Here is an 18,298-nt window from a genome sequence, read left to right on the forward strand (position 1 = left end):
GCGGGAGTTCATATGCGCGTAATGGAAATCAAAGAATTTGGTGCACCAGAAATGTTGGTTGCTGCCACTCGTCCTGATCCAGTGGCTCCGGCTGCTGGTACGGGTGAGATTTTGATTAAGGTAATTGCTGCTGGGATTAATCGCCCGGACGTTTTGCAACGTAAAGGTCATTACCCAGTTCCAGCAGGCGCATCAGATATTCCTGGTCTTGAAGTGGCTGGCGAGATTGTCGGCGGTGACTTAGCTCACGCTGATAATCTGTTTGGCCTCAAGGTTGGTGATAAGGTTTGTGCGCTTGTGCAAGGCGGTGGTTACGCAGAATTGTGTACCGCTCCCATTGCACAATGCTTGCCTTATCCAAAAGGATTTACCGATCAAGAAGCAGCCTCATTGCCTGAAACTTTTTACACTGTGTGGAGCAACGTCTTCATGCGTGGCGAGTTATCTGAAGGTGAGACTTTGCTCGTGCAAGGTGGCTCCAGCGGTATTGGTGTGACTGCTATTTTGATTGCTAAGGCTTTAGGTCATAAAGTATTTGTGACTGCCGGTACTGATGAGAAGTGCGCTGCTTGCGTTGCTTTAGGTGCAGACTTGGCGATCAATTACAAGACACAAGATTTTGTAGAAGAAGTAAAAAAAGCTACAGACGGCAAAGGTGTCAATGTAGTGCTCGACATGGTCACTGGTACCTACGTACAAAAAGAAATTGATTGTTTGGCTGATGATGGCCGCATTGTGATTATTGCGATCATGGGCGGATCAAAGGCTGAAGTAAATACCGGACAAATTTTGCGTCGTCGTTTAACCATTACTGGTTCTACTTTGCGCCCACGTCCAGTGTCATTTAAGAAGCAAATTACTCAGCAGCTACATGCACGTATCTGGCCTTTGCTAGATGCAGGCAAGTTGAAGCCAGTGATTTATAAAACATTTACCTTGGATCAAGCTGCTGACGCCCATCGTTTGATGGAGTCTTCTGAGCACGTTGGCAAGATTGTCTTAACTGTTTAAGTATTGAGCTAGATTTAATGCGCCCACTCACTGTTATCGGTAACTGGAAAATGAACGGCAGTCTTGCAAGCAATGCAGACTGGGTCAAGACCGTTTGCCGTAGCATGGAGCAGGGAATGCCGGCAGGTCGCAAGTATGCGGTGTGCGTTCCTGCTCCTTACTTAGCGCAGTGCGGTGATTTAATTCGTGATTGTTCGTTGGCTTTTTTAAGCTTAGGTGCTCAGGATGTATCGGCTTATGCTGACGGTGCGTATACAGGCGAAGTTGCTGCTTCTATGCTGAAAGAGTTGAATTGCGCTTATGTGATTGTTGGCCACTCTGAGCGTCGCCAATATCACCACGAGGTGGATGAACAGGTTGCTGAGAAAGCCCTTCAGGTACTCGACAACGGCATGATCCCAGTAATTTGTGTCGGTGAGTCTGCTGATGAGCGTAACTCTGGTCGTGAGGTTGAGGTAGTGCGAGGTCAAATCTCAAAGCAAGTCGCTATTTTGCAAGACCGTTTGGCTGACTGCCTGATTGCTTATGAGCCTATTTGGGCTATTGGCACAGGTAAGGTGGCAAGCGCTCAGACGGCCCAAGATATGCATCGCGCAATCCGCTTGCAGTTAGCGGAGTTCGATGAGGACGTAGCTTCCCACGTGGGAATTTTGTATGGCGGCAGTGTTAAACCTGATAATGCCGTTGAACTGTTTGCAATGCCGGATATTGATGGCGGATTGATTGGGGGTGCTTCATTGAACCCACAAGATTTTCTGGCCATTTGTCAGGCCTAGTTTTTTTATTTGGAGATAAGCCATGGAATGGTTTAAGACTTTATTGATCGTTTTGCAGGTAATTTCAGCTTTGGCTGTGATCTTGCTGGTGTTGTTGCAGCAAGGTAAGGGCGCTGATATGGGAGCTGCTTTTGGTTCTGGATCCTCAGGTAGCTTGTTTGGCGCCAGTGGTTCAGCCAATTTCCTATCCCACACAACTGCTATTTTTGCGGCAGTCTTTTTTGTCTGCACTTTAGGCATTACTTGGATTGGCAATAAAAAGGAAGTTAGCCCTGGAATTTTGTCTGGCACAGTAGCGCCGGTTGTGGCTCCAGCCCCAGCGCCAGCTGCTCCAGCCCAGGATCCGACTAAGCCGGCTGTTCCAAAGTAAAAAAAGTAGGTTTTAAGCACTCAGCACCCCTATTTTGGGGTAACTCAGTGGTGCAATGCAGTAGAATTGATGGGTTTTACAAGATGCCGACGTGGTGAAATTGGTAGACACGCTATCTTGAGGGGGTAGTGGCTTAGGCTGTGCGAGTTCGAGTCTCGCCGTCGGCACCAAATTGTAGAATTTGTAGGGGTTTATGCTGTAAATCAAGGTTTTGTATACCGGAATAATTGATAATTTGTAGCTAATTAGGACTTACCAGACGAACGACTTAGGGCCATTTTGAATCTCGCTAACTACTTTCCCGTTCTGCTTTTCATCCTCGTAGGTATTGGGGTGGGTTTAGTCCCCATGTTCCTCGGAAAAATTTTGGCTCCTTCGAAGCCAGACGCTGAAAAACTGTCTCCATATGAGTGTGGTTTTGAGGCCTTCGAAGATGCGCGTATGAAATTTGACGTGCGCTACTACCTTATCGCCATCCTATTTATCTTATTTGACTTAGAAACTGCCTTCCTATTCCCGTGGGGTGTGGCTTTGCGTGACATTGGCTGGTTTGGCTACGCTTCCATGGTGATTTTCTTATTGGAATTCATTGTGGGCTTTGTGTACATCTGGAAAAAGGGCGCTCTCGACTGGGAGTGATCGATATGGCATTAGAAGGCGTTCTCAAAGAAGGATTTGTTACCACTACTGCAGACCAGTTAATTAACTGGACGCGTAACGGCTCTCTATGGCCAATGACTTTTGGTCTTGCTTGCTGCGCTGTAGAAATGATGCATGCGGGCGCATCCCGTTACGACTTAGATCGATTTGGTGTGGTTTTCCGCCCATCTCCACGTCAATCCGACTTGATGATTGTGGCTGGCACCTTATGTAACAAGATGGCCCCAGCGCTGCGAAAGGTCTATGACCAAATGCCTGAGCCACGCTGGGTACTCTCCATGGGTTCTTGTGCCAATGGTGGTGGTTATTACCATAACTCGTATTCAGTAGTTCGCGGTTGTGACCGTATCGTGCCAGTGGATATTTATGTTCCTGGTTGCCCTCCAACTGCAGAAGCGTTGATTTACGGAATCATTCAGTTGCAATCCAAGATCGCTCGTACTAGCACGATTGCGCGGAAGGCTTAAATCATGTCAGATCGTTTAGTTCAACTCGCCGCCAATCTAGAAAAAGTTTTAGGTAAGCGCGCTCAGTCAATTGAAATCGCTTTGGGTGAAGTTACTGTTGTTGTAAATGCAGATACTTATTTTGAATCCGCCATATTATTGCGCGACGACCCTTCCTTGGCTTTTGAGCAATTGATTGATTTATGCGGTGTAGATTATCAAGACTACCGCGAAGGACAGTGGGGCGGTCAGCGCTTTGGCGTTGTCTCACATCTCTTGTCCATTGCCCATAACTGGCGTTTACGCGTCCGTGTATTTGCTCCGGAAGATGCTTACCCGATTGTTGCTTCATTAACCCCAGTTTGGGCTGCTGCTAACTGGTTTGAACGTGAAGCATTTGACCTCTACGGTATCTTGTTTGATGGTCATGAAGACTTACGCCGTATCTTGACTGATTACGGTTTCATCGGTCATCCATTTAGAAAAGATTTCCCAATCTCTGGAAACGTAGAAATGCGCTATGACCCAGAGTTAAAGCGTGTGGTGTATCAGCCTGTCACGATTGAAGCGCGTGAAATTACACCGCGTATCGTGCGCGAAGAGCAGTACGGAGGTCCGGTTTAAGTCATGGCACAAATTAAGAACTACACCCTCAATTTTGGCCCTCAGCATCCTGCGGCACACGGCGTATTGCGTCTAGTGTTAGAGCTTGATGGTGAGGTAATTCAGCGTGCTGATCCGCACATTGGTTTATTGCATCGCGCTACAGAAAAATTAGCAGAGACACGTACCTGGATTCAGAACGTTCCTTACATGGATCGTCTGGATTACGTATCAATGATGTCTAACGAGCATGCTTACGTGATGGCGATCGAAAAATTGCTGCAAGTAGATGTGCCTTTGCGTGCGCAATACATTCGCGTGATGTATGACGAATTAACCCGTTTGCTCAATCACCTCTTGTGGATTGGCTGTCATGGCTTAGACGTTGGTGCCATGGCTGTGTTCTTGTACGCCTTCCGCGATCGTGAAGATATTTTTGATATGTACGAAGCCGTTTCAGGCGCTCGTATGCATGCTGCTTACTATCGTCCAGGTGGTGTTTATCGCGACCTGCCAACGCAGATGGCGCAATACTCTAAGTCAAAGATTCGTAGTGCGTCTGCAATTAAGCGTTTGAATGAAAACCGTAGCGGTACTTTGCTCGACTTCATTGAGCAGTTCTCAAATGGTTTTGATGCCAACGTAGATGAGTATTGCAATCTCTTAACGGATAACCGTATTTGGAAGCAACGTTTAGTAGGTATTGGCGTTGTTTCACCTGAGCGCGCTTTGCAGCTCGGCTTCACTGGTCCGATGTTGCGTGGTTCTGGTATTGAGTGGGACTTACGTAAAAAGCAACCTTACGAAACTTACGACAAACTCGACTTTGATATTCCGGTTGGCGTAAATGGTGACTCTTATGACCGCTATTTAGTGCGCATGGAAGAAATGCGTCAATCTAATCGCATCATTAAGCAGTGCGTGGCTTGGCTCAAGGCAAATGATGGTCCCGTCATGAGTGACAACCATAAAGTATCTCCGCCAAAGCGCGTAGATATGAAGACCAATATGGAAGAGTTGATTCACCATTTCAAACTCTTTACTGAAGGTATGCACGTTCCTGATGGAGAGGCTTACTCTGCGGTTGAGCATCCAAAAGGTGAGTTTGGTATCTATTTGATTTCTGATGGCGCCAATAAACCATACCGTATGAAAATTCGTGCGCCAGGATTCGTACATTTGTCCGCAATGGATGAGATGTCACGTGGCCACATGTTGGCCGATGCCGTAACCATTATTGGTACCCAAGATATCGTATTCGGGGAGATTGACCGCTAATACAGCGCGCCAAGGATGAATTCATGACAACAACTCTTCAACTATCTGACAAAACGCTCGCAGACATTGCACGCAATGTCGCGAAATACCCTCCAGAGCAAAAGCAATCTGCTGTGATGGCTTCCTTAATTGCTGCTCAAACTGAGGTAGGTTGGGTGTCACCTGAGGTAATTGAAACAGTTGCCCAGATTTTAGAAATGCCTACCATTGCGGTGGATGAGGTAGCTACTTTTTACAACATGTATGACACCAAGCCGATTGGTAAGTACAAATTAGTGATTTGCACAAATCTACCTTGCCAGTTAACTCATGGTGAAACTGCTGCAACGTATTTAAAAGAAACATTAGGCATCGGCTATAACGAGACAACTCCTTGTGGCACATTCACCTTGAAAGAGGGCGAGTGCATGGGGGCTTGTGGAGACTCTCCAGTAATGCTGGTGAATAACAAGCGTATGTGTAGCTTCATGAGTAAAGAAAAGATTGACGCTCTATTAAATGAGCTCCGTGCAGAAGGGAAAGCAGCATGACCAGCTTGCACGATAGACACATTAAGCCTTTGATCCTTGCTGGATTGAATGGTGAGAACTGGCGTTTAAAAGATTACGAAAGCCGTGGCGGATATCAACAGCTGCGTCGCATTATTAATGACAAAGTCGCACCGGATGCGATCATTGCAGAATTAAAAGCATCATCCTTACGTGGTCGTGGAGGCGCAGGCTTCCCAACAGGGTTGAAATGGAGCTTTATGCCCCGTCAATTCCCTGGCCAAAAATATTTAGTTTGTAATAGTGACGAAGGTGAGCCAGGTACATTTAAAGACCGCGACATCATGCGTTACAACCCACATGCCTTGATTGAGGGCATGATTATTGGTGCCTACACTATGGGCATCACTGTGGGTTACAACTATATCCACGGCGAAATTTGGGAAGTCTATTCCCGTTTCGAAGAGGCGCTTGAAGAAGCCCGTGCTGCTGGATATCTTGGCGACAAGATCATGGGTAGCGATTTCAACTTCCAATTGCATGCTGCCCCAGGTTGGGGTGCATATATCTGCGGTGAAGAGACTGCGCTTTTAGAGTCACTTGAAGGTAAGAAGGGTCAGCCTCGCTTTAAACCACCATTCCCTGCAAGCTTTGGTCTGTATGGCAAGCCAACCACGATCAATAACACTGAAACTTTTGCTGCTGTGCCATTCATCATGGCAATCGGCGGCCAAGCGTATTTAGAGTTGGGTAAGCCAAATAACGGTGGCACAAAGATTTTCTCTATCTCCGGCGATGTTACTTATCCAGGCAATTACGAGATTCCATTGGGTACCCCGTTTGCTGATTTATTAAAGCTTGCTGGCGGTATGCGTGACGGCATTCCACTGAAGGCAGTTATTCCTGGTGGATCTTCTTCCCCAGTGATTCCTGGTGCCGAGATGATGACTCTCACGATGGATTACGACAGCATTGCCAAAGCAGGTTCGATGTTGGGATCTGGTGCTGTGATTGTGATGAATGAAACCCGCTGCATGGTTCGCGCCTTAGAGCGTCTGTCTTATTTCTATCACGAAGAATCTTGCGGTCAGTGCACCCCATGTCGTGAGGGTACTGGCTGGTTATGGCGCATCGTTCATCGTATTGAGCATGGCGAAGGTCGTCCAGAAGATTTGGATTTATTAAACGATGTAGCAGCAAACATTCAGGGTCGCACAATTTGCGCTCTAGGTGATGCGGCTGCTATGCCGGTTCGTGGCATGTTGAAGCATTACATGAATGAATTTGCGTATCACGTAGAACATAAGCGCTGCTTAGATTCTGCAAAACCTTTATAAGACATTGAGCACGGGACATCTTAAAGTGAGCATGGTTGAAATCGAATTAGATGGTAAGGCAGTAGAAGTTCCGCAAGGTTCGATGGTGATGCACGCCGCGAACAAGCTCGGTACTTATATTCCTCACTTCTGCTATCACAAGAAATTATCTATCGCTGCTAACTGCCGTATGTGTTTGGTAGAAGTAGAGAAGGCGCCAAAGCCATTGCCAGCTTGCGCAACACCAGTAACGCAGGGCATGAAGGTATTTACCCATTCCGCTAAAGCAGTTGAAGCTCAGCGTTCTGTAATGGAGTTCCTGCTCATCAACCATCCTTTAGATTGCCCAATTTGCGATCAAGGTGGTGAGTGCCAATTACAAGATTTAGCGGTGGGTTACGGTAAATCGAATTCACGCTACGAAGAAGACAAGCGTGTTGTATTCCATAAGAATGTAGGCCCACTCATCTCCATGCAAGAGATGACGCGTTGTATTCACTGCACCCGTTGCGTACGTTTTGGCCAAGAAGTTGCCGGCGTCATGGAATTGGGTATGGTCAACCGTGGCGAGCATTCTGAAATCACGACTTTTGCAGGTCAAACCATTGATTCAGAGCTATCTGGAAACATGATTGATTTGTGCCCAGTAGGTGCATTAACCAGCAAGCCTTTCCGCTACGCTGCGCGTACTTGGGAATTGGGTCGCAAGCGTTCTGTAAGTCCGCATGACAGTCTTGGTGCGAACACGACTATTCAAACAAAAGCTAACAAAGTGATGCGCGTTGTTGCTTTGGAGAATGATGCAATTAATGAGTGCTGGATTAGTGACCGTGATCGTTTTGCTTATGAAGGTCTCAATAGTGCAGATCGCATAACTACACCAATGGTGAAGCAGGGCGGTCAGTGGTTAGAGACTGACTGGCAATCCGCACTAGATTACGTTGCCCATTCACTCAAAACGATTTCTGCTGAGAGCGGTCCTGAAGCAGTTGCTGCTTTAGCCCATCCAATCTCCAGTACTGAAGAGTTGTTCTTGCTCCAAAAAATGGTTCGCGGTTTGGGTTCTAAGCAAGTTGAGACTCGTTTACGTCAAACTGATGTGAAAGGTGCTGCTTCTGCCCCATGGTTAGGCATGCCGATTTCTAAAGTCAGTGAGCTTGATCGTGTTTTGGTAATCGGTAGCTTCTTACGTAAAGAGCAGCCATTGATTGCTGCACGTTTACGTACTGCAGCCAAGCGTGGCCTGCAAGTTTCACGTATTGATGCGGGTGGCGATGATTGGTTGATTCCTGCTACTGGTATTGCTGCTGCTCCAAGCGCATGGGTTAACACATTGACTGAAGTTGCTTTGGCGGTGGCTAAAGCAAAATCTGCTACTGCTCCAGCGGGTACACCGAACTTAACAGTTTCTGCTACTGCACAAAAAATTGCGGATAGCTTGCTGTCTGGCACGTCTACTTCAGTATTGCTAGGTTCTGCTGCAATTGCGCATCCTCAAGCATCTGACTTACATGTCTTGGCGCAATTCATTGCCGAGCAAACTGGTGCTACTTTAGGCTTCTTACCGGTTGGTGGTAATGCTGTTGGTGCTAGCTTGGTCAATGCCAATGGTGTTGGTGTTGAATCAGTGCTTTCTGGTGATCGTCGTGCTGTCATCTTGATGAATATCGAGCCAGACGCTGACTTGCCAAATCCTACACAAGCGCGTGCTGCTTTGGCTAAAGCCAATACAGTGATTGCCTTGAGTGCATATAAGAGTGCTGACCTCCTAGAGGTAGCCGATGTCATTCTGCCGATCTCTACATTCACAGAGACGGTTTCTACTTTTGTTAATTCAGAAGGTCGTGCACAAACGATTCAGCCCGCGGTAAAACCGTTGGGTGATTCTCGTCCAGCATGGAAAGTTTTGCGCGTTTTAGGTGGTTTATTGAATTTAGATGGCTTCCTGTACAACATGCCTGAAGAGGTATTGGGTGAAGCGCTTGGTGAAAACTATTGCACTAAGTTATCAAATCAATCTACTGCAAGCGGATTGACTAACGGAAACGCTGCTGTAGCAGCAGGTTTAGAGCGTTTATCTGATGTTGGTATTTACGCCGGCGACCAAATCGTCCGCCGTTCATCAGCATTGCAGTTAACGCGCGATGCTAAGCGCGGTAATCAAGTTGGATTAGGTCAAGCGCTCTTTAATGAGCTGGGCTTGAAAGAGGGTGATGCTGTGCGAGTGACTCAAGATGGTCAGTCCGTAGATTTGCCGGCCACATTGGAAGCGAATTTAGCTCAGGGTGCTGTCAGAATTTCTGCGGGCACTATGGCTAGCGCTAAATTGGGATCGATGTTCGGTCCTGTAACTGTTAGCAAGGCATAAGGGACGAGATGGATAATTTCTTGAACCTCATAACCACCCAAGGTGAGGCCATCTTTGGCTCACTATGGCCATTAGTTTGGGCTTTGGTGCGTATCGTGATCATCGTGCTGCCGATGTTTGGTGCTGTTGCTTATATGACTCTTTGGGAGCGTAAGTTAATCGGCTGGATGCATATCCGACTCGGACCAAACCGTGTTGGCCCATTAGGTTTGCTACAACCTATTGCTGATGCTTTGAAGTTGCTTATGAAGGAGATTATTTCTCCCACTCGCTCTAGCAAGGTTTTGTATTTCATTGCACCAGTAATGGTGATCATGCCGGCTTTTGCCGCTTGGGCGGTAATTCCATTCCAGGCCAAAATGGTCTTGGCAGACGTCAATGCAGGCTTGCTGTACGTAATGGCAATCTCATCTATTGGTGTTTATGGTGTGATCTTGGCGGGTTGGTCATCTAACTCTAAATATCCTTTCCTTGGTGCAATGCGTGCTTCAGCGCAAATGATTTCTTACGAAATTGCGATGGGTTTTGCATTGGTCACAGTATTGCTGACTTCAGGCTCCTTGAATCTGAGTAGCATCGTTGCCTCTCAAGAGCAGGGCTACTTTGCCGGTATGGGATTGAACTTCCTCTCTTGGAATTGGTTGCCATTGCTCCCAATGTTCGTGATCTACTTTATCTCTGGTGTAGCTGAAACCAATCGCCATCCATTTGACGTGGTTGAGGGTGAGTCCGAGATTGTTGCAGGCCATATGGTTGAGTACTCCGGTATGGCTTTTGCAATGTTCTTCTTGGCTGAATATGCCAACATGATCTTGATTGCTGCATTGTCTGCAACGATGTTCTTGGGCGGTTGGTTACCTATTGTGGATTTGCCAATTCTGCGTGATATCCCAGGCTTCTTCTGGTTATTTGCTAAAACCTTCTTCCTCTTGTCCTGCGTCATCTGGTTGCGTGCCACATTGCCACGCTATCGCTATGACCAAATCATGCGTTTGGGTTGGAAGATCTTTATTCCCATCTGCGTATTCTGGGTGGTTGTCGTTGGCGCCTGGGTTGTATCCCCATGGAATATTTGGAAATAAGTTGATCAATCATGTTTAAGAAAATTTCCCAATTCCTCGATAGCTTGATGCTCAAAGATATTTTGACTGGTATGTCGATTACCGGTCGCTATCTCTTTAAGCCAAAAATTACTGTTCAATATCCAGAAGAGAAGACTCCACAGTCTGTGCGCTTCCGCGGTTTGCATGCTTTACGCCGTTATGAAAATGGGGAAGAGCGTTGTATTGGTTGCAAATTATGTGAGGCAGTATGTCCTGCATACGCAATCACGATTGAAACTGCTGAGCGTGATGATGGTACTCGTCGCACCAGCCGTTATGACATTGATTTAACTAAGTGCATTTTCTGTGGCTTTTGCGAAGAAGCTTGCCCAGTAGACGCTATTGTTGAAACAAATATTTTTGAGTATTTCGGTGATAAGCGTGGAGATTTGTATTTCACTAAAGAAATGCTTTTGGCTGTAGGCGATAAGTATGAAAAAGATATTGCCGCTAACCGCGCAGCTGATGCGCCTTATCGTTAATCGAATAGAGCACAACGACATATGACATTCGATACTTCTACACTCTTCGCAGTCTTCTTTTATGCCTTTGCTGGGCTCTTGGTGATTTCAGCATTGCGCGTGATTACTGCACGCAATCCCGTACATGCGGCTCTGTTCTTAGTTCTCGCTTTCTTCTGCGCATCTGGTCTATGGATGCTTCTGAAAGCAGAGTTCTTAAGTTTGGCTCTCATTCTTGTTTACGTTGGCGCTGTGATGGTGCTCTTCTTGTTTGTGGTCATGATGATGGATCTTGATCTGGAGCATTTACGTCGTGATTTCAAGAAGTTCTTACCCGTAGCTTTCTTAATGGGTGCGGTCATCGTCTTAGAGCTGTCTATTGTCTTGATTCGCAGCTTTATCGGTACAAGCGCTCCAGTACAGCCGATGCTTGAAGAAATGGGTATGGGAAATACCCAAGCTTTGGGTATGTTGATCTTTGTTGATTATGTTTATGCTTTCGAAGTTGCTGGCGTCATTCTCTTGGTAGCCATCATTGCCGCTGTTGCTCTGACCCTGCGTAACCGCAAAGATTCCAAGTCCCAGAATATTCATGAGCAAGTGAACGTGAATTCTGCTGATCGCATGCGTATCGTGAAGATGGACTCTGATATGGCCGCCAAGCAGGATGCTCGCGGAGAGAAGAAATGACTATTACCTTAGCCCACTATTTAGTGCTTGGCGCAATCTTATTTGCGACTAGCGTCATTGGTATCTTCTTGAACCGTAAGAATGTCATTGTGCTTTTAATGGCAATTGAATTAATGCTTCTCTCGGTAAACATGAACTTTGTAGCCTTCTCCCATTATTTGGGTGACATGGCTGGTCAGGTATTCGTATTCTTTATTTTGACTGTGGCTGCTGCTGAGGCGGCAATTGGTTTAGCAATCCTTGTTGTGCTTTTCCGTAAGGTAGACACCATTGATGCAGATAACCTTGACCACTTAAAAGGCTAGTCATGCAATTTACCTTAACTCTTCCTGTTCTCTGCGCAATTCCACTGGCGCCATTATTTGGCTCAGCTATTGCAGGATTCTTTGGTACTAAATTAGGCGGTAATCGCATCGGAAACGGCGCTTGCCAGTTTGTCACCATTCTCGGTGTGATGGTCGCTTTTGTTCTGTCTTGCTTTGTCTTAGTGCAGGTAATGGATGGCTTTTATTTCAATGGTACCGTCTACCGCTGGATGCAATTGGGCGAGCTCAATCTTGATATTGGCTTCTTAATTGACCCGCTGACAGCGACCATGATGTGTGTAGTGACCTTTGTTTCTTTGATGGTTCACATTTACACCATTGGTTATATGAAGGGTGAGGAGGGCTATAACCGCTTCTTCTCATACATCTCACTCTTTACCTTCGCTATGTTGATGTTGGTGATGAGTAACAACCTCTTGCAACTCTTCTTCAGCTGGGAAGCAGTGGGTGTGGTTTCTTACTTGTTGATTGGCTTCTACTACGAGCGTCAATCTGCTGTATTTGCCAATATGAAGGCCTTCCTGGTTAACCGTGTTGGTGACTTCGGCTTCATCCTGGGTATTGGCTTGCTATTGGCAAGCACTGGCTCTATGCAATACGACGTTATTTTTGCTCAAAATAATGCATTGGCTGCGCAAACATTGCCTGGTACTAGTTGGAATTTGGTGACTGTCGCTTGTATCTGCTTATTTATCGGCGCGATGGGTAAGTCAGCTCAGTTCCCATTGCACGTTTGGCTGCCAGATTCAATGGAAGGTCCAACTCCAATTTCAGCATTGATTCACGCTGCAACGATGGTGACGGCCGGCATCTTTATGGTGTCCCGCATGTCACCCCTATTTGAGTTATCTGATGCTGCATTGAGCTTCATCTTGGTAATCGGGTCGATCACTGCGCTCTTCATGGGCTTCTTGGGCATTGTTCAAACCGATATTAAGCGGGTGATTGCCTATTCAACACTCTCACAATTGGGTTACATGACTGTTGCCTTGGGTGTATCTGCTTACCCAATCGCCATCTTCCATTTGATGACGCATGCATTCTTTAAGGCGCTTTTGTTCCTTGCAGCGGGAAGCGTGATTTTGGGTATGCACCACGAGCAAGATATGCGCAAGATGGGCGGGCTCTGGAAGTACATGCCAATCACTTGCCTAATGATGTTATTGGGTAACCTGGCGTTGATTGGTACGCCATTCTTCTCTGGCTTTTATTCCAAAGATTCCATCATCGAAGCGGTAGCTGCCAGCCACATTCCTGGCTCTGGCTTTGCTTACTTCGCAGTGATGGCTAGCGTATTTGTAACAGCTCTGTATTCCTTCCGTCTATACTTCTATGTATTCCACGGTAAGGCGCATTGGGGACATGCTGATGCTCACGCACATGATCACCACCATGATCATGCAGAGCAGGGCGATGATCATGCGCATCATGGTTTGGCTCCAGGTCAAAAACCGCATGAGTCACCATTTGTTGTGACTCTACCTTTAATTCTGTTGGCGATTCCTTCAGTGATTATTGGCTACTACACGATTACGCCTTTGCTGTTTGGCACTTATTTCGGCGATTCAATCTTTGTGGATATCGGTAAGCATCCAGCGATGAAAGAACTGGCTGAAGAGTTCCATGGCCCGATCGCGATGGCAATGCATTCTTTGACTTCACCAGTCTTGCTGCTCGTTGTTCTTGGCGTTCTGACTGCTGCGATTGGTTATCTCTGGGCACCAAAGTTGCCTGGCGTGGTTGCGCAAGCATTTGCACCAATCAAGAAGCTCTTGGATAACAAATACTATCTCGATGATTTAAACCAAGCAGTGTTTTCTAAAGGCTTACTGTGGATCGGTGGTGTCTTATGGCATCGTGGCGATCAACAGGCTATTGACGGCTTCTTGGTTAACGGTAGCGCGCATGCAGTAGGGCGCTTTTCTGCAGTGATCCGCCATTTGCAATCCGGTTATCTCTATCACTATGCCTTTGCAATGATTGCAGGCTTGGCGGTATTGCTAGCTTGGGTTTTGTACGCTTACCTGCCTTTTGTTCGCTAGGCCTTTGTTACTTAAGTAGCCATCATGATTCTTTCTTACGCCATCTGGATTCCGATTTTCTTCGGCATCATTATTTTGTTCTACGGTTCAGAGAGACCGACGGCCGGCGTTCGCTGGTTGGCTCTCTTTGGTGCTGTGCTGGGCTTTATTGCTACCCTCCCGCTGATTATTCATTTTGATATTGCCAATCCTGGCATGCAGTTTGTAGAAAAGATCAGTTGGATCCCTCGCTATGACATCAACTATCACCTCGGTATTGACGGTATCTCTGTCTGGTTCATTGTTCTAACAGCATTCATTAATATTTTTGTAGTGATTGCTGCATGGGAAGTGATTGACAAGAAGGTTTCGCAGTACATGGCTTCTTTCTTAATCTTGTCTGGATTAATGATTGGCGTCTTCGCTGCTTTAGATGCCTTGTTGTTCTATGTATTCTTTGAGGCAACCTTAATTCCAATGTACATCATCATTGGTGTGTGGGGTGGTCATAACCGCATCTACGCCGCATTTAAGTTCTTCTTGTACACCTTGCTTGGCTCATTACTCACTTTGATTGCCATGCTGTACTTGTACAACGTGACAAATACCTTTGAAATCTTGGCTTGGCACAATGCTCGCCTCGATATCGTTGAGCAAATCCTCTTGTTCTTTGCCTTCTTCATGGCATTTGCTGTGAAGGTGCCAATGTGGCCTTTGCATACTTGGTTGCCAGACGTTCACGTTGAAGCGCCAACAGGTGGTTCGGTGGTATTGGCGGCAATTATGTTGAAGCTGGGTGCTTATGGCTTCCTGCGTTTCTCATTGCCAATCGCCCCAGATGCAAGTCAATATCTTGGTCCATTTGTGATCTTCTTATCTTTAGTGGCTGTGATTTATGTTGGCGCCGTAGCCTTAGTTCAAAAAGACATGAAGAAGTTGGTGGCCTACTCATCAGTGGCACACATGGGCTTTGTGACTCTCGGTTTCTTCCTCTTTAGCCCGTTGGGTATTGAGGGCGGTATTGTGCAGATGATTTCTCATGGCTTCGTTGCTGGTGCCATGTTCCTCTCAATTGGTGTGTTGTATGACCGTATGCATACCCGCCAAATCGCGGATTACGGTGGTGTGGTTCACCGTATGCCTGCATTCACTGCATTTGCGGTCTTGATGGCAATGGCGAACTGCGGTTTGCCAGCTACCTCTGGTTTCGTGGGTGAGTTCATGGTGATTTTGGCTGCCGTAGATTACGACTTTGTAATTGGTATCTTGGCTGCAACCGCTTTGATACTAGGCGCTGCATATTCCTTGTGGATGGTGAAGCGCGTTTTCTTTGGCGCAATCACCAATAAGCATGTTGAGGAATTAAAAGATCTCAATGCGCGTGAGTATTTCATGATGACAGTACTGTCCATCTGCGTAATCGGAATGGGTGTTTATCCAAAGCCGTTTACCGACATCATTCATCCGTCTGTGATTAATCTGCTGCAGCACGTTGCTGTAAGCAAACTCTGAGTACAAGCTAATGCAAGAATTTGATCTATTCGCCATCCTGCCGGAACTTGTTTTACTTGTAGCTACCTGCCTACTATTGGTAGCTAGCGTTTATGTACCGGAGCGCCAGCCATCTACACCCGGCGTAGAGCACGATATTTTCCATACGCCGCGTGGAGTTGGTTTCGTCTACTTCTTTACGATTATCTTGCTGGTCTATCTGGTTTTTGATTTTCTGGCGCGGATGGCTGATCCATCTGTTGTTGCCATGAATGGTTTGTTTCAATCAGACCCCATTTCCAATCTTCTTAAGGCATGCTCATGCGGTGCCGTGTTAGTGAGTTTGGTGTATTCAAAGCAATACCTTAGTGATCGTGCACTATTCCGCCCAGACTTTATTGTTTTGGCTTTATTGGCCTTGTTGGGGCAGTGCATTCTGATCTCTGGCGCCAATCTATTAACTCTTTATTTAGGTCTTGAGTTAATGGCTTTGCCTACTTATGCCTTGGTAGCTATGCGTCATAGTAGTGAGAAGAGTGTAGAGGCTGCCATTAAGTACTTTATTCTGGGTGCATTGGCTTCTGGTTTCTTGCTCTACGGTATGTCTATGCTTTATGGCGTAACCGGCTCACTTGATTTAATTGAAATCTTCAGAACAGTTGCTGATCCACGCGTTAATCATTTGGTGATGGCTTTTGGTTTGGTATTTATTGTTTCTGGTTTGGCTTTCAAGTTAGGTGTTGTGCCATTCCATATGTGGGTACCAGATGTGTATCAAGGCGCACCAACAGCAGTGACCTTGATGATTGCCGCAGCCCCAAAGATCGCTGCATTTGCTCTGTTATTCCGTCTTTTAGTAAATACTTTATTGCCCTTGATGGGTGATTGGCAGCCAATGCTGGTCTTGTTGGCGGTTCTGTCCTTGGTAGTGGGTAACATCACCGCTATTGCGCAAACTAATATGAAGCGCATGCTGGCTTATTCGGCTATTGCTCAAATGGGTTTTGTATTGCTGGGCATGTTATCTGTATTTGATGACCATGCTTTTGGTGCATCCATGTTCTATGTGATCACTTATGTACTAACTACATTAGGTAGCTTCGGCCTCTTAATGATGTTGTCGCGCAAGGGCCATGATTGCGAAACCATTGATGATCTCAAGGGCTTGAATAAACGCCATCCATGGTTTGCCTTTATTGGCCTGGTAATGATGTTCTCTTTGGCCGGTATTCCGCCGACAGTAGGTTTTGCTGCTAAGTTGGGTGTACTTGAAGCCTTGGTAGATGGTGGACACACATTCTTAGCCATCATTGCTGTGATTGCCTCATTGATTGGTGCTTTCTACTACCTCAGAGTAGTTAAGGTGATGTATTTCGATGAGCCAAAAGAAGAGCATGCTGAGGAGTTTTCTGGATCTGGCTTTGCTCGCGGACTTTTGAGTTTGAATGCAATTTTCGTTTTGGCTCTAGGTATCTTTCCAGCGGGACTGATGGCTGTTTGCCTCGATGCAATGCGCCGCACTTTGTTGGGCTCATAGTCAAGCAACTCAAACTGATTTTGATGAAGGCTCCGAATAGGGGCCTTTCTCTTTTTTGTCATCTAGATTTTGTATGATGGATATTCAATTGACGAAAGACCTGCTATGAGTGAAAAATCCTTTAAAGACTTGCCAATTGGGGATGCCCATTTGAGAGAGGAGCGCTTATCTGGTGAGGATATTTACGGCGGCATCTTTTTGAATATGAAGCGCGATCAAGTGAGCTTGCCCGATGGCAATCAAGCAGTCCGTGAATACCTGACACATCCTGGAGCAGTTGCTATTTTGGCTATCCTGGATGATGGCAGGGTGCTGATGGAGCGCCAATATCGCTACCCAATTGCAAAAGCTTGCATTGAAATCCCTGCTGGAAAGTTGGAGATTGGTGAAGATCGATTGCTGTGTGCCCAGAGAGAGTTGGAAGAAGAGACGGGTTATTCGGCTACTAAGTGGAGTTTTATCCGTCGCATTCATCCAGTCATCTCCTACTCGACAGAATTTATTGACATCTATCTCGCTGAAGGTTTGGTATCTGGAAAAAGCCATCTAGATGATGAAGAGTTTTTAGATGTATTTGCCGCTCCTCTAGAGCAATTATTGGAGTGGGTGGAGCAGGGTGAAGTTACAGACGTGAAGACGACAATTGCAACGTACTGGCTGGATCGTTATCGTCGTGGTCTTGTGAGCCCTAAGCCTATAGCGGGGTAATTTCATAATCCTATTAAAATAGGGCTATTGAATTTAGTACTTTTGCCCCTATATAGGTCTTATGAAAGTTTATAACCTCGCTTGCCCACTAGATCATCGCTTTGAGGGATGGTTTGCCTCTGAGGAGGATTGCCTTGCCCAGCAGGACAAGGGAATGCTTGCGTGTCCTATTTGCGATAGTACTGAGATTACCAGGATGCCATCGGCTCCACATATTGCTAAATCAAGCTCTAGCAAAGATGTCTCAACTTCAACCGAGCTGACTGTTGCCAGTCCTGCGACAACCGATCACTCTGGTGTCAGTGGCGGCCTCACTGGTGACGTTGTGGCCCTGACTGGAAGTGATCATTCTCAATTAGAGGCACAAGTCCAGGCCGCCTTTTTAAAGGGTATGCGTGAGTTGATGGGGCGTTCTGAGGATGTTGGTAGCTCGTTTGCAGAAGAGGCTCGCAAAATTCACTATAAGGAATCTCCTGAGCGGAGTATTCGTGGTCAAACCACTCTAGATGAAGCTGAGGCTTTGCGTGACGAAGGAATTGAGGTCATGGCAATGCCCATGCTACCTGCCTTTAAAAACACGTTGCAGTAGCCAGCCTCACCCCAATTCCCCTATACTTGGTGTGAACCCAAGATCTGGGTGTAACT

19 protein-coding genes and 1 tRNA gene are annotated in these 18,298 nt (G+C 46.4%); all 20 read left to right on the top strand.

Annotated features, from left to right (window positions below):
• Positions 1-12: 12 nt before the first annotated feature.
• The gene (locus A2X74_RS05040) at positions 13-1,011 is read left to right on the top strand and encodes an NAD(P)H-quinone oxidoreductase (protein WP_015420918.1); all 999 of its coding nucleotides are present in this window, start codon (positions 13-15) and stop codon (positions 1,009-1,011) included.
• 17 nt (positions 1,012-1,028) lie between these two features.
• On the top strand, positions 1,029-1,787 hold the full coding sequence (gene tpiA / locus A2X74_RS05045) for a triose-phosphate isomerase (RefSeq protein WP_293626120.1): 759 nt from the start codon (positions 1,029-1,031) through the stop codon (positions 1,785-1,787).
• A gap of 22 nt (positions 1,788-1,809) precedes the next feature.
• Complete coding sequence (gene secG, locus A2X74_RS05050) at positions 1,810-2,157, top strand: preprotein translocase subunit SecG (protein ID WP_215303330.1); 348 nt, start codon at positions 1,810-1,812, stop codon at positions 2,155-2,157.
• Between the two features lie 85 nt (positions 2,158-2,242).
• Positions 2,243-2,327 (top strand) — tRNA-Leu (locus A2X74_RS05055).
• 109 nt (positions 2,328-2,436) lie between these two features.
• A complete protein-coding gene (locus A2X74_RS05060; RefSeq protein WP_011902892.1) occupies positions 2,437-2,796 on the top strand; it encodes an NADH-quinone oxidoreductase subunit A in 360 nt (119 codons plus the stop codon).
• 5 nt (positions 2,797-2,801) lie between these two features.
• Entirely contained in the window at positions 2,802-3,284 is a 483-nt protein-coding gene (locus tag A2X74_RS05065; protein ID WP_293626123.1) for an NADH-quinone oxidoreductase subunit B, read from the top strand.
• Between the two features lie 3 nt (positions 3,285-3,287).
• On the top strand, positions 3,288-3,887 hold the full coding sequence (locus A2X74_RS05070; protein ID WP_293626125.1) for an NADH-quinone oxidoreductase subunit C: 600 nt from the start codon (positions 3,288-3,290) through the stop codon (positions 3,885-3,887).
• Between the two features lie 3 nt (positions 3,888-3,890).
• Positions 3,891-5,144 (top strand): NADH-quinone oxidoreductase subunit D, encoded by a 1,254-nt coding sequence (locus tag A2X74_RS05075; protein ID WP_293626127.1) that lies wholly within the window; start codon positions 3,891-3,893, stop codon positions 5,142-5,144.
• Positions 5,145-5,167: 23 nt separating this feature from the next.
• Entirely contained in the window at positions 5,168-5,674 is a 507-nt protein-coding gene (nuoE, locus tag A2X74_RS05080) for an NADH-quinone oxidoreductase subunit NuoE (RefSeq protein ID WP_293626129.1), read from the top strand.
• Complete coding sequence (gene nuoF, locus A2X74_RS05085; protein ID WP_293626131.1) at positions 5,671-6,969, top strand: NADH-quinone oxidoreductase subunit NuoF; 1,299 nt, start codon at positions 5,671-5,673, stop codon at positions 6,967-6,969. The genes nuoE and nuoF overlap by 4 nt, the downstream gene beginning before the upstream one ends.
• A gap of 31 nt (positions 6,970-7,000) precedes the next feature.
• Positions 7,001-9,316 carry an NADH-quinone oxidoreductase subunit NuoG gene (gene nuoG, locus A2X74_RS05090; protein ID WP_293626133.1) on the top strand — a complete coding sequence of 772 codons (2,316 nt, stop codon included), beginning with the start codon at positions 7,001-7,003 and terminating at the stop codon, positions 9,314-9,316.
• 8 nt (positions 9,317-9,324) lie between these two features.
• Positions 9,325-10,398, top strand: coding sequence for an NADH-quinone oxidoreductase subunit NuoH (gene nuoH / locus A2X74_RS05095; protein ID WP_293626135.1), 1,074 nt, complete (start codon positions 9,325-9,327; stop codon positions 10,396-10,398).
• Between the two features lie 11 nt (positions 10,399-10,409).
• A complete protein-coding gene (gene nuoI / locus A2X74_RS05100; RefSeq protein WP_215303350.1) occupies positions 10,410-10,901 on the top strand; it encodes an NADH-quinone oxidoreductase subunit NuoI in 492 nt (163 codons plus the stop codon).
• 21 nt (positions 10,902-10,922) lie between these two features.
• The gene (locus A2X74_RS05105; protein WP_293626137.1) at positions 10,923-11,570 is read left to right on the top strand and encodes an NADH-quinone oxidoreductase subunit J; all 648 of its coding nucleotides are present in this window, start codon (positions 10,923-10,925) and stop codon (positions 11,568-11,570) included.
• On the top strand, positions 11,567-11,875 hold the full coding sequence (nuoK, locus tag A2X74_RS05110) for an NADH-quinone oxidoreductase subunit NuoK (protein ID WP_114652695.1): 309 nt from the start codon (positions 11,567-11,569) through the stop codon (positions 11,873-11,875). The genes A2X74_RS05105 and nuoK overlap by 4 nt, the downstream gene beginning before the upstream one ends.
• Positions 11,876-11,877: 2 nt before the next feature.
• On the top strand, positions 11,878-13,938 hold the full coding sequence (nuoL, locus tag A2X74_RS05115) for an NADH-quinone oxidoreductase subunit L (protein ID WP_293626139.1): 2,061 nt from the start codon (positions 11,878-11,880) through the stop codon (positions 13,936-13,938).
• Between the two features lie 24 nt (positions 13,939-13,962).
• Complete coding sequence (locus A2X74_RS05120; RefSeq protein ID WP_293626141.1) at positions 13,963-15,429, top strand: NADH-quinone oxidoreductase subunit M; 1,467 nt, start codon at positions 13,963-13,965, stop codon at positions 15,427-15,429.
• A 10-nt stretch (positions 15,430-15,439) separates the two neighbouring features.
• Positions 15,440-16,945 (top strand): NADH-quinone oxidoreductase subunit NuoN, encoded by a 1,506-nt coding sequence (gene nuoN / locus A2X74_RS05125; RefSeq protein ID WP_293626143.1) that lies wholly within the window; start codon positions 15,440-15,442, stop codon positions 16,943-16,945.
• Between the two features lie 105 nt (positions 16,946-17,050).
• Positions 17,051-17,653, top strand: coding sequence for an NUDIX hydrolase (locus tag A2X74_RS05130; protein WP_293626145.1), 603 nt, complete (start codon positions 17,051-17,053; stop codon positions 17,651-17,653).
• A gap of 61 nt (positions 17,654-17,714) precedes the next feature.
• Entirely contained in the window at positions 17,715-18,242 is a 528-nt protein-coding gene (locus A2X74_RS05135) for a DUF1178 family protein (RefSeq protein ID WP_293626147.1), read from the top strand.
• Positions 18,243-18,298: the final 56 nt, after the last annotated feature.

It is taken from the genome of Polynucleobacter sp. GWA2_45_21 (assembly GCF_001830325.1).
GTDB lineage: Bacteria > Pseudomonadota > Gammaproteobacteria > Burkholderiales > Burkholderiaceae > Polynucleobacter.